We start from the raw sequence: 15058 nt of genomic DNA, 5'->3' as shown, positions 1-15058 counted from the left end.
AATCATGAACAACACACCCCGCACACCGTCGCACAGGGAGGATCGCCCTGTGAACACGCAGCGCGTCCTCAGCGGACGCTATGAGCTGGGTGAGCTGATCGGCCGCGGCGGCATGGCGGACGTGTTCCGCGGTGTCGATACCCGGCTGGGACGCACTGTCGCCGTCAAACTGCTGCGCCCGGACCTGGCCCGGGATCCCCAGTTCCAGGCCCGGTTCAAGCGCGAGGCCCAGGCCGTCGCCGCGCTCAACCATCCCTCGATCGTGGCTGTCTTCGACACCGGGGACCATGCGGTCCCCGGTGACCGCGAAGACAACGTCCGGGTGCCCTACATCGTGATGGAATTCGTCTCCGGCAAAACCATTCGTGACCTGGTCCGGGCCAAGGAAGTCACCATCGATCAGGCCATCGACTTCACCCTGGGTGTCCTGTCCGCCCTCGATTACAGCCACAAGGCCGGAATCGTGCACCGCGACATCAAACCCGCCAACGTGATGTTCTGCCCGGAATCGAACAGCGTGAAGGTCATGGACTTCGGAATCGCCCGCGCCATTGCGGACTCCTCGGCAACTATGACGCAGACGCAGGCTGTGGTGGGCACGGCCCAGTACCTGTCCCCGGAACAGGCCCGCGGCGAAACGGTCGACGCACGTAGCGATCTCTACTCCGCCGGATGCCTCCTGTATGAAATGCTGACCGGCCGGCCGCCGTTCATCGGGGACAGCCCGGTCTCTGTGGCGTACCAGCATGTCCGTGAAATCCCTGAGCCGGCCAGCAGCCTCAACCGTGAGGTCTCCGACGCGCTGGACAGCGTGCTGATGAAGGCGCTGCAGAAGAACCGCGCGGACCGTTTCCAGGACGCGGCTGCCTTCCGGCGGGCCCTGCGGGCCGCGCGCAACGGTGTAGCGGTAACCGCGCCGGCGGCCAGTGAGGCCCCAACCGACCCCACCAACGCCGTTTCCCGTCAAGACCCGCTGGCGCCCACGGCAGCCTTCTCGCTGACCGGGGCCAAGTTCCTGGACGAGTCCCCCGGCGGCCGGCTGCGGCCCGCCGAGGAAGCGCCCCTGGACGATCACATGCTGCAGCCTGCCGGCACCGAACTGTACGGCACCGCGGACACCGGCAGCCTGCCCCTGGCGCTGCCGGTCGAACGCGAACGCACGCCGCGGCAGAAATCCCGCCGCCGCACCTGGATCGCGACCCTGGTAGTCCTCACGATGCTGGTGCTGGCCGGGGGCGGCCTGTGGCTATACAACCTCATGAACCAAAGCCCGCCACAGGCGACCAAGGTCCTGATACCCACCGTGACGTCCTTGACGGAATCAGAGGCTCTGCAGAGGCTCTATAACGCCGGGTTCAAGCCGCAGCTCAAACGGCTGCAGCACGACACCATCCCGAAGGGCACTGCAATTGGTACGGTGCCGTCCTCGGGAAGTTCCCTGGAAGCCAACTCGGACATCATCCTGAACATCTCCGAAGGCCCCAGCACCATCGCCATCCCGACGGACCTGCCCGGCCGGACGGAGGCGGCGGCCCGCGACCTCCTGCACCAAGAGGGACTGACCGGTTCCCTCACCACCAAGACATCCAACAACCCCACGGTCCCGGCCGGCATCGTCATCACCACCAACCCGGCCCCTGGCCAGGTGGTGGCCGTGGGGGACGCCGTCGAAATCGTCGTCTCGACCGGGAAGGTTGCCGTGCCGCAGCTGATCGGGCTGCCCCTGGCGGACGCGGAGGCGGCCCTGACGGCCCAGGGCTTGAAGCTCAATGCCACCGAAGTGGAGAATTCCCAGGTGGCTCCGGGCAAGGTGACAGGGCAGGCTGATGCCGCGGATTCGCTCGTGGAACAGGGCAAGACCATCACCGTGACGGTGGCGAAGGCGCCGGCTCCGGCGCCAGCTCCCACACCGACGCCCACGCCGAGTCCCACCAAGACCGCGTCCAAGGAGGACGCCGTCCTGAACGGGTTGTTCCCCTGACCCGGGCTGTTTCCTACCTAGGTTGTCCCTGACGGGTCAGTGCTTGATGAGCGGGCTCAGGTCCGCTGCCCGTTCGGCGGCGCCAGCCATGCCCAGCGACTCGAGCCAGTTGCCGAGCATCTGGTAGCCGCCTTCGGTCAGGACTGATTCCGGGTGGAACTGGACACCGCACAGCGGGGCGGTGCGGTGCTGCAGACCCATCACAACACCCGTGGCCGTTTCCGCGGTGATCTCCAAGACCTCCGGGATGCTCTCGCGGACAGCGGCCAGTGAATGGTAGCGGGTGGCCGTGAGGGGCGACTGGAGCCCGGCAAACACACTGGTTCCGTGGTGTTCGACCAGGGACGTCTTACCGTGCATCAGTTCGGGCGCGTGCGTCACGATTCCCCCGTAGGCCTCCGCCAGCGCCTGATGGCCCAGGCATACGCCCAGCATGGGCTTTGCGTGGCGGCCGCACCATTTAATCAGCTCAATGCAGACGCCGGCCTCGGCCGGATTCCCCGGGCCGGGGGAGATGAGCACGCCGTCGCGTGCCTCGGCCATTTCGATCGCCTCGGCGAGCGTGACGTCGTCGTTGCGGACCACCGTGGTCTCCGCGCCGAGCTCCTGGAGGTAGCCCACCAGGGTGTAGACAAAGCTGTCGTAGTTGTCTACGACCAAGATCTTGGTTGTGCTCATGGGTGCCTTGCTGAACCAATCGTTGAATCTGTTAACTGGGTGAATTGCGCCAGCCAGGGAAAAAGGAACTGAACCATCAATACCAGTGCTCCGGCCGCCAGCACCAGCGCCGTCACAATCCTGAGCCACAAGGGCCCTGGAAGGCGGCGGAATAGCCAGCTGTACATGCCTCAGCCTTCCCCGGCCGCGCGGGCCGCCTGGGGAGCGATTTCGGCCGGCGGACCCGCCGACACAGGTTGCCACCGCTCCAGCAGTGCGTAGGCGACAAAGCGTTCCTGCGAGCCAAAGCGCGGATTGCAGCTCGTCATAGTCAGGTAGCGCTCCGTGGCTACTGCGCCCGGCTGCATCGGCACCGGCAGCAGTACATCCGTCCGCGAGGGCAGGACTATCTGGCTGTTCCGGAACACGTAGACATAGTAGCCCTCGCGGGTCTGGACGTAGATTCGGTCCCCGGGCACCAGGGCATCAATGTTGTCCAGGACCGCGCCGTGAGTCTGCCGGTGGCCGGCCACCGCGAAGTTTCCCGCCGCGCCCGGCATCGCGGTGCCCTGGTAGTGCCCGATGCCAAGGGTGTCCAGCAGCGCCGGAGTGGTTCCCTGAACGATGGGGCGTGTGTATCCGGCACCGAACCGGGGAACATACATGATGCCGATCGTTGCGCCCTCTTCTGGTTCAGGGGCAACGACGGGTTCAGCGGCGGCGGCCGCCGGCACGACGTCCTGTGCGGCTCCGCCGGTTTCCGGCACGCCGAACGCCGCGGGAGCGGCTACTGCGGTCCCACGGGCGAATTCCCTAACGACGTCGCGCTGCCGGGCGTCGGAGGCTACATTCGTCCACCACAACTGCCACGCCACGAAGAGCAGGAGAATGACGCCGACCGTCATGAGCAGTTCACCTGCGATCCGGACACCGCGCCGGAACAGTCCCCGCCGGCAGCCGGTCCGGCCGGATCCCTGCTTCAACTGCAGCACTACGGGTTCTCCTCGTGGGCGATTGGGGGTCAACGGTGTGGCCTGAACTACAGCTAGAATTGACTGCGAACGAGAATTCAAACTTGACCAAGAGCGCGCTGGCCGCCGGGGGCTTACCTCCTGCACGATACCAAGCCGCTCTTGTTCCGGCCCGCCAAGGAGGATCAGTGCCCGTCTCGAAGCCGCGTAAGAGGACTACCAGTGTGGCGCCGCAGACTTCTGCTGCGGCCTACAAGCCCAATCCGGTCTGGTTCAAGCCCGTCATGTTTGGCCTGATGATCGTTGGTCTGCTGTGGATCATCACGTTCTACATCACTCAAGGCGCCTTCCCGGTGCAGGCCTGGGCCTCGTGGAACATCGTCGTCGGGTTCGGAATCGCGATCATCGGCTTCCTGATGACCACGCGCTGGCGTTCCTGAACCACGCCTCCGCGGAGCATGTCCCTGATGGGCCGGTACACACTGTGTACCGGCCCATCAGCGTTAATCCCGGCGCTCGAGCGCCCGGCTGTCCAGGCTTCAGGCGGCCGTGTCCTTATGACCGATAATGCTGGGAGCGGCATTAACCCAGCGAAGGATTCCAGATGACCCCGGCAGTAAGCGGCTCAATTATTGGCGACGACGGACTGGCGCGGCCTGTGTGGGCAGCCGTGGATCCCATGCTGCGTGAGTACTACGACACCGAGTGGGGAATGCCCGTCCGGGATGAGCAAGGTCTCTACGAACGAATCTGCCTCGAAGGGTTCCAGGCCGGGCTGTCCTGGGCGACGATTCTGCGGAAGCGGCCCGCTTTCCGTGCGGCATTCAAGAACTTCCACCCGGAGACGGTAGCGTCCTTCACCGACGCCGATGTGGAACGGCTCATGCTCGATGCCGGCATTGTCCGGAACCGGCTCAAGATCCAGGCAACGATCACCAACGCCAGTGCCACTCTGGCGTTGCGGGACGACGGCGGCCTGGTCGACTTCGTCTGGGCCTTTCAGCCCTCAACCACGCCCCGGCCGCATTCGCTGGATCAGGTCCCCACGACCTCGGCCGAGTCTGTGGCGCTGTCTAAGGCGCTGCGCAAGAAGGGTTTCGCGTTCGTCGGACCCACCACCATGTTTGCGCTCATGGAAGCCATCGGCATGGTGGATACCCACTTGCTGGACAGCCACCGGCGCGGAACGTCGGGCGTCTGGCCGCACTGACGCCGCGGTCCGGCGGGACGGCCTGACGCGGTGCCGCGCAGCGCCGGTTTCACGAGCCGGCTTTATCCACAGCTGTGCACAAGTCTGGGGAAACTTATCCACATTGTTCATAAGTTTTCGTTCATTCGCGCCTTCCAGCCCGGGTAAAAGGCCGCAGCTGGCTAGCCCGGAGGCGGCGGTATCTCCGCCGGGCCATGAATTACAACTCTGTAAGTTATTAACAGTGTGGATTCCCTGTGGAAAAGTGCCGTGGATCGGCCGTCCGCCCCGTCCGGTGCTCCGCGGCCGTGCCAGTCCACGCCAGAAGCGACTGTCCCGGCCGGCGGAGTGCGACGAATAAGTTATCCACTTAGTAACAGTGTTCTACCCACAAGTTATCCACAGCTGGGGATAACCGCCGGCTCGGGGAACCGGCATGCCTTGCTGGCGGGCCATGAGCCGGATTTCTTCGCGTGGCTACTAAGCGCATCAAGTTATTAACACTGTGAATAACCCTGTTGAAAGACCTCGGCGTCGGCCAGCGGTGCTTGCGGCCTGAAGGGCGGCCGGATCAAAGAACGTCACCGCTGCACATTGCGGCGATGGCGTACGATCCAGCGACACGGGGCGGCGGGCCGGCGGGAAACCGCCAGCGCGTCTGCAGTTCCTGGGGACGCATTGTTGGAGGGCGAAGCAGCGGACCCGGCGAACAAACAGAGTTATCCACTTACTCACAGGGCTACCCACAGAAGTTATCCACAGGTGTGGAGATCCATCGGACGGCGTCACCACGCTTCCGGAAATTCGCCAGCTGTGGCCTTCAGATCGGGAAACCCGGGACGAACTACACGCGTGTAAGTTATTAACAATGTGGATAACCCCTGTGGAAAACTTCCACCCGCGGCCGGGGACATCGCCGCAGATCGGACGGGTTTTCCCCGGGGGTTCAGACGGGTGGTGCAGACGGGAACCCGGGTCGTGCCGGCAGGGCTGTCAGGGTGCGCCGGCAGGGCTGTCAGGGTGCGCCGTCCGGGGCGACTTTGCGGGCCGGAGACGGCGATAGACGGCCTGGGAGCGGCGTTTTCACGTCGAAGTGCCCCCAGACAAAACTGCCCGGAACTACGCCCGGATGGATGGGCACGAGTACGGCGGGGCGCAGGCGGGAGGGACGGCAAAGGGGCGCCGCCGGGGTAGGCGGCAAAGGTGGTGGAGGCGGGCCCGACTTAAGCGGCGCCGGCCATCCGGACGGCTGAAACGACGATCACCAGTGCCAGGACGCCGGCGAGGCCGATCACCTGGATCAGAGTCTGCCGGGGTCCGCGGGGAGTGTAGGCAATGACGACGGCGCTCAGGGCGCCGGTGACGAGGCCGCCCAGATGGGCCTGCCACGCGATCTGGGGGACCATGAATCCGATGACGCCGTTGATGGCGATCAGGACCAGGAGTTGGCGGATATCGCCGCCGCGTTGCCGCTGGACCACCAGCAGGGCGCCGAACAGGCCGAAGATGGCGCCGGAGGCTCCTACGAGGCCAACGGGGCCGTTCACGGGATAGACCGGGGTCAGCAGGAGGAAGCCGGCCGAGCCGCCGATGGCGGAGAGCAGATAGATCGCCAGGAAGCGGACATGGCCCAGCAGCGGTTCAAGGATCTGGCCGAAAATCCACAGCGTGTACATGTTCAGGACGATGTGGAGCAGGAATCCCTGGGAGTGCAGGAACGCCGAGGTGAGCATCCGCCACGGCTCGCTGTCAGTGAAGGCGGGGGCGTATGCCAGCTGCTGGTAGATCCCGTCGTTGGGGACGATCCACTGCAGGGCATAAACAAGGGCGCACAGCCCGATAATCACGAAAGTGACTACCGGTTTGCCGATCGTCGCGGCGCCGCCGTAGACGGTCCTGACGGTCGGCGTCGTGCGTTTGGTTTCATTGACGCAGTCAACGCATTGGAATCCGACGGCGGCCGCCCGCTGGCAATCGGGGCACGCAGGGCGCCCGCATCGCTGGCAGCGCACATAGGCGGGCCTGTCCGGGTGCCTGGGGCACACCGGGATCTCCGCGGACGGCTCTGCCGCCGGAACTCCGTAGCTCATGGTGTGGGGTTAGAGCTTCTCGATATCAATGCTGTTGATGGTGACGTCCTCGACGGGGCGGTCGCCCATGCCGGTGCGGACGCCTTCGATCGCGTCGACGACCTTCTTGGATTCGTCATCGGCGACCTCGCCGAAGATGCTGTGCTTGCCCTGCAGCCAGCCCGTGGGGATGGTGGTGATGAAGAACTGCGAACCGTTGGTGCCGCGGCCCATCTGGATGCCGGCGTTGGCCATGGCCAGCTTGTACGGCTCGTTAAACGTCAGTTCCGGGTGGATTTCGTCGTCAAACTTGTAGCCCGGTCCACCCGTGCCGCGGCCCAGCGGATCGCCGGCCTGGATCATGAAGTCCTTGATGATGCGGTGGAAGATGGTGCCGTTGTAGAGCGGCGTGCCCGTCTTGTCCTCGCCCGTTTCCGGGTGGGTCCAGGCCTTCTCACCGGTGGCCAGTCCGACGAAGTTGTCGACGGTCTTCGGCGCGTGGTTGCCAAAGAGGTTGACGACGATGTCGCCGAGGCTCGTGTGGATAGTGGCTTTTGCGGTTGCGTTGGCAGTCATGGGGCCTATTCTTCCATGACGGGTCCATGCGCATAGGGCCACGCAGTCAGTTCCGCGCTGGGTGAAATCCACTGGAAATCGGCCTGAAGAATAGCCGGTGCGTTCCTAGACACGTAGGCTAACAGCAGAACCGTCACATTAATCGGGAGGTAGTTGTGAAGAAATCGGATCGTATTGCCCGTGACCTTGAGCAATCAGTCAGCACCGGAGTAGACAACGCCAAGGATTGGGCGGCACCGCGGGTTGAAGCGGCCGTGAATTGGGCTGTTCCCCGGTTGCAGCATGGACTGGACACCGCGTCCCCCAAGATTCAGGAAGGGCTCAAGTCGGCAGCCCACAATCTGGCCGGCAGCGTTGCCACCGTCACCCCCCGCCTTCAGGACAGCCTGGCCCACCTTGCGCCGAAGATCACCGAAGCCGCCGAGGGCGCGACTCCGCGCCTGCACGAAGCCGTGGACAAGGCGTCCCCCGTGATCGCCAGCGCACGCGACCGGGTGGTGGTCGAGTACCTGCCCAAGCTTTCCGACCAGCTCGGGTACGCTTCCGAGGCCGTCCACCGCACGCTGGAGAACGCTCCGGCCCATGTGGACGCCGTGGCGCAGAAGCTTGTTGACTCCGGCGTCGTCCGCAGCGTTCAGGAGCAGGCCAAGGTCACCAAAAAGCAGGCCAAGGCTGCCGGAAAGAACATCAAGGCCGCCGCCGCCGAGGCCGGTAAGACCGCCAGCGCGAAGCTCGCCAAGCCGCAGAAGCCCAAGCACAAGCACCGCGGGCTGCTGATCTTCGGCATCATCGCTGCCGCAGCTGCTGCCGGTGTTGCCGCCTGGAAGGCTTCCAAGCCGGTGGAGGACCCCTGGAAGGTGCCGACGCCGGTAACGCCGGCCCCTGTCGCGGCCAGCAGCGTCAACGAGACCCTCAAGGACGCCGCCGACAAGGCCGGCGCCGCCACTGTTGCGGCAGCCGCCGCGGCTGATGCCTCTGCGGAGGCAGCCGACGCGACAGCTGCAGCGGCCGACGATGCAACGGAGGCGGCCAAGGACGTTGCCGACGACACCACAACGGCTGCGACCAAAGTTGCCACCGATGCCAAGACCGCCGTCCGCAACATCGCGTCCAACCTGAACAACGGCTCGAACAAGCCGGGCCAGTAGCACCGGCCGAGCCGAGGCCATTGAGCCGAACCGAGGGAGGGATTCCGCCATGGGGCGGGATCCCTCCCTTTGTTTCGCCCGGTCCGGCGCCGGGCCGCGCCGCGGCCCGGCTTCAGCCTGCAGGCTAGATGCTAAATTTGTGGTGATGTCACCCCATAGATCACCCCAGGACGACCTGCTTACTGCTCCACCGCCGTCTGTGTCTATTGTGATCCCGGCGTACAACGAGGAAAGCGTCATCCGGCAGTGTCTGATTGCCGCGGTCTACCAGTCGGTGCCTGCCCACGAAATCATTGTGGTGGACAATCTGTCCAAAGACCGCACGGCGGACATCGTGCGCCAGATGCAGCTTGAGTATCCGGAGAGTCCCATCATCCTGCTCAGCCAGCACAGCGCACAGGGGCTCATTCCCACACGCAATTTCGGTCTGGACCACGCTACCGGCGACATCCTCGGCAGGATCGACGCCGACTCCGTGCTGGAGCCTGACTGGGTGGAGCAGGTCCAGAATGCCTTCACGGACGACTCGGTGCACGCCGCAACGGGTCCGGTGGTCTACTACGACATGCCGATGCGCCGCTTCGGGCTCAAGGCCGACGACAAAATGCGACAACTGATGCTCAAGCTTGCCAAGCACCAGTATCACTTCCTCTTCGGCTCCAACATGGCCCTCCGCCGTTCGGCCTGGGAAACCATCCGGGCCGACACCTGCCGGGACGAACGGGACGAAATGCACGAGGACATCGACCTCTCGCTGCACCTGGCGGACCACGATCTCCGGATCCAGTACTGGCCGCAGATGATCTCGGGCATGTCCGCCCGGAGGCTCGAGGATTCACCCCGCGACTACCGCTACTACGTGACGCGCTTTGACCGCACCTACAAGGCCCACAACGTCAAGAAGATGGCCCTGAAGGCGCCCATGGTGGTGTTCTTCTCGGTCTACTTCCCGGCAAAGCTGCTCCGCGCCATTCACACCGTCAACACCGCGCAGCCCGCCCGCCGCGGTGGCCAATAGGCGCGAGCAACAGGCGCTACCAAGAACCGCCAGCAATAGCCGCGGTCTAGTCCGTGCCGAGCTCCGCCAGCCGTTCAGTGCCTGGTCCCTCCCCGCCTGGTACCACCGCGCCGCCCCGGGCCAGCCGTGACCTGCGCTGCCCCAGAACGACGACGGCGAGCCCCACCAGGATCATCGCCAGTCCGGCATAGGTCCCGGCCGGCAGCGTCTCGCCAAGGAACGCGGCAGCCAAGAGCGCCGCACCCGGAATTTCCAGCAGGATGATCATTGATACGAGCAGCGGGCTCATCGTCGCCAGCAGGTGGTTGAACGCTGTGTGCCCCACGAGCTGGGCGCACACAGTGACGGCAAGGATCCCCAGCCAGCCAGCCGCCTCGAACCCTGCCAGCGGCTGTCCGGCCAACAACGCCATCCCCGCCACAATCGCGGCGCACATGCCATAGCAGAGCGTCGTATAGATGCCGGTTCCCATGGTCTGCCGGGCTTTGCCTCCGGCAAGCGTGTACATGCCCGCCAGGGCGCCGCCGGCCACCGCCAGGAGATCACCCAGGAGCGCCTGCGGAGAACTGCCCATGTCGAAGCCGGTAATCGTCACGACGCCGGCGAACGCGATCCCCAGCCCCACGAGGACCGGCCACGGGTGCCGAACGCCCCGGAACATCTGGAAAACTGCGATCCAGCCCGATTGCAGGCACACCAGCGCCGTCGCCGCCGCAACCGATGTCAGCTGCAGCGAGGTGATGAAGCAGGCAAAATGCAGCGCCAGAGCCACCGCCGCGGCGAGCGACCAGCGGAACTCAGCTCCGGTCACTCTGCCGAACTGGCGCGGGTTGCGGACCAGCACGGGACCAGCCATGACGACGGCCCCAATCGCGTTGCGCCAGAAGGCGATGGCGAGGGCACTGACCGATGTGGCACCCAGCGTGGCCGCAATGAGCGGCCCCGACGAAGCCACACCAAGCACCCCGACGGCAGCAAGTAAAAAGTTCACGCTCCCACACTAGTGGGACCGACGGCGGCGGCCCTTCCGTCCGCTACTCCTTGACCCGTACATACCGCGGTGCCAGTCTTAAATCGCGGTCTCACAGTCCGGTCTCACCATCACCAAAGAAGGAGACCAACATGGCGTCAATGATCCGCAAGAGCCTGGACCAGCCGGAAGAAACACGCCCCGTTGCCGAAGGCATGGGTCAGGTGGACCTCGTCAACCTCGACGCCGGACCGGTGGCGCGAGCGACCTTCCTGCCGGGCTGGAAGTGGTCCCAGCACGTCAAGCCGATCGCCCAAACGGACAGCTGCATGGTTGCCCACAAGGGCTACACCGTCTCGGGCCGCCTGAAAGTCGTCATGGACGACGGCGAAGAAATCGAATTCGGTCCCGGCGACTTCGGGGTCATCCCGCCGGGTCACGACGCTTGGGTCCTCGGCGACGAACCCTATGTGTACATCGACTGGCAAGGGATGTCGGACTACGCCAAGCCGAAGGAGTGAGTCTGCAGGCAGGCGCCCTTGCCCGGATATGCAAAAAGTCCCGGACCGCGTTTCCGCGATCCGGGACTTTTCTCATGGTGGAGGCACGGGGACTCGAACCCCGAACCCCCTGCTTGCAAAGCAGGTGCGCTACCAATTGCGCCATGCCCCCATAAGAAGCAACCCGTCAATCATACCCTAGTTCCGGAGAGCTGATGCAGCTTCCATCCCTGGGTCCGGGCTAATCAACCGTATCGGTTGAGTTGCTCCAAACTACTTTCCGGGCTTCGGATTCCTGCACCTTCCGGTAGAGGAAGACGCCTGCGACCGTGGCTGCGATAACCAGCAACTTCTTCACACGCACCCCGTTCCGGTCCAGTCATCGACGAACCTTCACTAACCTCTATCAGAACCAGTACAGGTTCCGTGGGCGTACCAGGACTTGAACCTGGGACCTCTTCGTTATCAGCGAAGCGCTCTAACCGCCTGAGCTATACGCCCCGATGCCTCATCGGGCCGAGATATGACTGTACAGCACATCCCGGCCCGATCTCAAATCGAGGAACTTTTCCGCAGGATTCCGCGGAAAAATACGGGTTTAGTCGTCCGTGAGGGTCACACCGATGCCGCCCACGAGCGTCGCCGCGATGTTGTACAGCACCGCGGAAAGCATGGACAGGGCCGTCAGCAGCACCACGTTGATCACGGCGATAATGGTGGCGAACGACGCCACCTGCCCCAGGGATGCCACCTTCTTCAGTTCGAAGCCACCGCCTTCGGAGCCCGCGAGGGTCCCGAGCAGGCTGTCCACCTGGTCGAAGATCCCGGTCAGGTCCAGGACGGTCCAAAGCACGATTGCCGCCACGACCGTGACGATGCCCAAGGCTACGGAGAGCAGGAAGGCCATTTTCAGCACGGACCAGGGGTCCACCTTGCTGATCAGCAGTCTGGCCCGGCGTACCTTCGCCTTGGGGGCAGGCTTGATCAATCCGGCCGAGTTCTGCCCGCCGGACTGAGCGGGGCGCTGTCCCGGCACGGCGGGGCGCTGGCCGGGCACGGCGGGGCGCTGGCCGGGGGCCGGCGGCCGCTGGCCTGCAGCCGTGGCCGCGCCGGACACGCCGGGGCGCTGCTGCGGACGCGAGGGAGCGCCCACACGCGGTGCTGCGGCAGGTTGCCGCACTCCGCCCGGCACGCCGCTGCTCGGTTTGGGATATGAGTCGGAATTACTCACTCGTTACCTCCGGTGTTGTCTTCGTCCAGCTCGGCATTGCCTGATGACTCATCTGACTCCGGGGCCGGTACTGATTCTGCCGCTGCGGACCTCTCGTGCAATCCGCCATCTTCAGCCAACGTTACGTCATCCGGCGAGGAAGCCCGAGTTTGAGCGTCGCCGCCGGCCTCTTCGCCGGTATCTTCACCGTCGGTAGGCTCGTCGCCTTCCAGCCCGCGTTCGCTGTTGCGCGCAACGGCGATGATGCGGTCGTTTTTGTCCGGCTTGGCGAAGATCACACCCATCGTGTCCCGGCCCTTGGCCGGCACACCGCTGACCGAGGAGCGGACCACCTTCCCGCCCTCCATGACCACCAGGACCTCGTCCTCTTCCTGGACGATGAGGGCGCCCACCAAGTGACCGCGCTCCTCCTGGTATTTGCCGACCTTGATGCCGAGGCCGCCGCGGCCCTGAAGCCGGTATTCCTCTACCGCGGTCCGCTTGGCGAAGCCGCCTTCGGTCACGATGAACACGAACGAGCCGTCCTTCACGACGTCGGCTGCGAGCAGTTCGTCGTCCTCACGGAACTTCATGCCGGTAACGCCGGAGGTGGCGCGGCCCATCGGGCGCAGCGCCTCGTCCGTCGCGGTGAAGCGGATGGACTGGCCCTTGCGGGAGACGAGCATGAGGTCATCGGTTTCGGACACCAGTTGGGCCGAGACAAGCTCATCGCCGTCGCGCAGGTTGATGGCGATCACGCCGGCGGACCGGTTGGTGTCGTAGTCCTCCAGGCGGGTCTTCTTGACCAAGCCGCGCTTGGTGGCGAGCACCAGGTACGGGGCGTGCTGGTAGTCCTTCAGGTCCAGGACCTGGGCGATGTGCTCATCCGGCTGGAAGGCCAGCAGGTTGGCCACGTGCTGGCCCTTGGCATCGCGTCCGGCTTCGGCGAGCTCGTAGGCCTTGGCCCGGTAGACACGTCCCAGGTTGGTGAAGAAGAGCAGCCAGTGGTGCGTGGTGGTGACGAAGAAGTGCTCCACGACGTCATCCCCGCGCAGCTGGGCACCCTTGATGCCCTTGCCGCCGCGCTGCTGGGAGCGGTAGTTGTCGCTGCGGGTGCGCTTGACGTAGCCGCCGCGGGTAATGGTGACCACCATTTCCTCTTCGGGGATCAGGTCCTCCATGGACATGTCGCCATCGAAGCCCATGAGCACCTTGGTGCGGCGGTCATCGCCGTGCTTGGCTACGATTTCGCCCAGTTCGGTGCTGATGATCTCGCGCTGGCGCTCCTCAGAGGCCAGGATCGAGTTGTACTCGGCAATGAGGGCCTCGAGTTCGGCATGGCGGTCCTGGATCTTCTGGCGTTCCAGGGCCGCAAGCCGGCGCAGCTGCATGTCTAGGATGGCCCGGGCCTGCAGCTCATCGATGTCCAGCAGTTCCATGAGCCCGTCGCGGGCGGCCTCGGTGGTGTTGGACGCGCGGATCAGGGCAATGACCTCATCGAGCGCATCCAGCGCCTTGAGCAGGGCGCGCAGGATGTGCGCCTCTTCCTCGGCCTTGCGCAGGCGGTACCGGGTGCGGCGGGCGATGACGTCCATCTGGTGGGTAACCCAGTGGCGGATGAACGCATCAAGGCTGAGCGTGCGCGGCACGCCGTCAACGATCGCGAGCATGTTGGCCGCGAAGTTGTCCTGGAGCTGGGTGTGCTTGTAGAGGTTGTTGAGCACCACCTTGGCCACGGCGTCGCGCTTGAGCACGATCACCAGGCGCTGGCCTGTGCGGCCGGAGGTCTCATCGCGGAGGTCGGCGATGCCGGAGATCTTGCCGTCCCTGACCAGCTCGGCGATCTTGATGGCCAGGTTGTCCGGGTTGGCCTGATACGGCAGTTCGGTGACCACCAGGCACGTGCGGCCCTGGAGCTCCTCGACGTTGACCACGGCGCGCATGGTGATGGAGCCGCGGCCCGTGCGGTAGGCGTCCTCAATGCCCTTGTGCCCGAGGATCGTGGCACCGGTCGGGAAATCCGGTCCCTTGATGCGCAGGATCAACTCTTCGAGAAGCTCTTCGCGGCTGGCCCTCGGGTTCTGGAGGTACCACTGGACGCCGTCGGCGACCTCGCGGAGGTTGTGCGGCGGGATATTGGTGGCCATGCCGACGGCGATGCCCGACGAGCCGTTGACCAGCAGGTTCGGGAACCGGGCCGGAAGAATGGTCGGTTCCTGGTTCTTGCCGTCGTAGTTGTCCTGGAAGTCGACGGTTTCCTCGTCGATGTCCCGGACCATCTCCATGGCGAGCGGGGCCATCTTGGTTTCCGTGTACCGCGGGGCCGCGGCCCCGTCGTTGCCGGGCGAACCGAAGTTCCCCTGGCCCAGCGCCAGCGGGTAGCGCATGGTCCAGTCCTGGATCAGGCGCACCAGGGCGTCGTAGATCGCGGTGTCGCCGTGCGGGTGGTACTGGCCCATGACCTCGCCCACCACACGGGCGCATTTGTTGAACGAGCGCTCCGGGCGGTAGCCGCCGTCGAACATCGCGTACAGCACGCGGCGGTGGACCGGCTTGAGGCCGTCGCGGACATCGGGCAGGGCCCGGCCCACGATGACGGCCATGGCGTAGTCGAGGTAGGAGCGCTGCATTTCGGTCTGCAGGTCCACCTGCTCGACGCGGTCGGTCAGCACGTCGCCGTCGAGGATGGCGCCTTCAAGGACGGGCTCGGAGCCGGTCGAACCGACCGGCACCTCGGGTGTTTCGTCACTCATAGTCTATATTTTCCGT

The 15058-nt window shown here is 65.0% G+C and carries 14 protein-coding genes and 2 tRNA genes; 6 read left to right on the top strand and 10 right to left on the bottom strand.

The genetic code is table 11. The features are described from left to right. The first annotated feature begins 4 nt into the window (after positions 1 to 4). Positions 5 to 1981 carry a Stk1 family PASTA domain-containing Ser/Thr kinase gene (gene pknB / locus ABD243_RS10210; RefSeq protein ID WP_344365002.1) on the top strand — a complete coding sequence of 659 codons (1977 nt, stop codon included), beginning with the start codon at positions 5 to 7 and terminating at the stop codon, positions 1979 to 1981. Positions 1982 to 2017: 36 nt separating this feature from the next. On the opposite strand, the gene ABD243_RS10205 is transcribed toward pknB, so the two are convergent. Both ABD243_RS10205 and ABD243_RS10200 read right to left on the bottom strand, forming a co-directional pair. Next, entirely contained in the window at positions 2018 to 2659 is a 642-nt protein-coding gene (locus ABD243_RS10205) for an anthranilate synthase component II (RefSeq protein ID WP_116766346.1), read from the bottom strand. Between the two features lie 170 nt (positions 2660 to 2829). Continuing rightward, positions 2830 to 3630, bottom strand: a complete 801-nt coding sequence (locus ABD243_RS10200) for a class E sortase (protein ID WP_344364997.1) — start codon at positions 3628 to 3630, stop codon at positions 2830 to 2832. A 167-nt stretch (positions 3631 to 3797) separates the two neighbouring features. Between ABD243_RS10200 and ABD243_RS10195 the strand changes: the two genes are divergently transcribed. Continuing rightward, positions 3798 to 4049, top strand: coding sequence for a cell division protein CrgA (locus ABD243_RS10195; protein WP_116766345.1), 252 nt, complete (start codon positions 3798 to 3800; stop codon positions 4047 to 4049). Positions 4050 to 4213: 164 nt separating this feature from the next. Further along, complete coding sequence (locus tag ABD243_RS10190; protein WP_116766344.1) at positions 4214 to 4819, top strand: DNA-3-methyladenine glycosylase I; 606 nt, start codon at positions 4214 to 4216, stop codon at positions 4817 to 4819. Between the two features lie 1202 nt (positions 4820 to 6021). On the opposite strand, the gene ABD243_RS10185 is transcribed toward ABD243_RS10190, so the two are convergent. Both ABD243_RS10185 and ABD243_RS10180 read right to left on the bottom strand, forming a co-directional pair. Next, a complete protein-coding gene (locus ABD243_RS10185) occupies positions 6022 to 6888 on the bottom strand; it encodes a rhomboid family intramembrane serine protease (RefSeq protein WP_344364993.1) in 867 nt (288 codons plus the stop codon). Between the two features lie 9 nt (positions 6889 to 6897). Further along, the gene (locus tag ABD243_RS10180) at positions 6898 to 7443 is read right to left on the bottom strand and encodes a peptidylprolyl isomerase (RefSeq protein WP_116766342.1); all 546 of its coding nucleotides are present in this window, start codon (positions 7441 to 7443) and stop codon (positions 6898 to 6900) included. A gap of 155 nt (positions 7444 to 7598) precedes the next feature. On the opposite strand from ABD243_RS10180, the gene ABD243_RS10175 reads away from it, so the two are divergent. Both ABD243_RS10175 and ABD243_RS10170 read left to right on the top strand, forming a co-directional pair. Then, a complete protein-coding gene (locus ABD243_RS10175; protein WP_344364989.1) occupies positions 7599 to 8591 on the top strand; it encodes a hypothetical protein in 993 nt (330 codons plus the stop codon). A gap of 145 nt (positions 8592 to 8736) precedes the next feature. Continuing rightward, positions 8737 to 9609, top strand: coding sequence for a glycosyltransferase family 2 protein (locus tag ABD243_RS10170; protein WP_116766340.1), 873 nt, complete (start codon positions 8737 to 8739; stop codon positions 9607 to 9609). A gap of 46 nt (positions 9610 to 9655) precedes the next feature. Here ABD243_RS10170 and ABD243_RS10165 read toward each other — a convergent pair whose 3' ends face one another. Continuing rightward, the gene (locus ABD243_RS10165) at positions 9656 to 10600 is read right to left on the bottom strand and encodes a DMT family transporter (protein WP_344364985.1); all 945 of its coding nucleotides are present in this window, start codon (positions 10598 to 10600) and stop codon (positions 9656 to 9658) included. A 131-nt stretch (positions 10601 to 10731) separates the two neighbouring features. On the opposite strand from ABD243_RS10165, the gene ABD243_RS10160 reads away from it, so the two are divergent. Then, positions 10732 to 11100, top strand: a complete 369-nt coding sequence (locus ABD243_RS10160; RefSeq protein WP_091248561.1) for a cupin domain-containing protein — start codon at positions 10732 to 10734, stop codon at positions 11098 to 11100. Positions 11101 to 11175: 75 nt separating this feature from the next. On the opposite strand, the gene ABD243_RS10155 is transcribed toward ABD243_RS10160, so the two are convergent. The 5 genes from ABD243_RS10155 to gyrA all read right to left on the bottom strand — a co-directional run bounded on the left by ABD243_RS10155 (position 11176) and on the right by gyrA (position 15042). Then, a tRNA-Ala gene (locus tag ABD243_RS10155) sits at positions 11176 to 11251 on the bottom strand. 69 nt (positions 11252 to 11320) lie between these two features. Then, entirely contained in the window at positions 11321 to 11437 is a 117-nt protein-coding gene (locus tag ABD243_RS10150; protein ID WP_217639728.1) for a DLW-39 family protein, read from the bottom strand. A gap of 69 nt (positions 11438 to 11506) precedes the next feature. Then, positions 11507 to 11580, bottom strand: a tRNA-Ile gene (locus ABD243_RS10145). A 97-nt stretch (positions 11581 to 11677) separates the two neighbouring features. After that, positions 11678 to 12310, bottom strand: a complete 633-nt coding sequence (locus ABD243_RS10140; protein WP_116766337.1) for a DUF3566 domain-containing protein — start codon at positions 12308 to 12310, stop codon at positions 11678 to 11680. Continuing rightward, entirely contained in the window at positions 12307 to 15042 is a 2736-nt protein-coding gene (gene gyrA, locus ABD243_RS10135) for a DNA gyrase subunit A (protein WP_344364977.1), read from the bottom strand. The genes ABD243_RS10140 and gyrA overlap by 4 nt, the downstream gene beginning before the upstream one ends. Between the last annotated feature and the right edge of the window lie 16 nt (positions 15043 to 15058).

It is taken from the genome of Arthrobacter humicola (assembly GCF_039531445.1).
GTDB lineage: Bacteria > Actinomycetota > Actinomycetes > Actinomycetales > Micrococcaceae > Arthrobacter > Arthrobacter humicola.
Note: the sequence above shows the minus strand (reverse complement) of the source record. Positions and strands in the feature narration are given on the sequence as shown.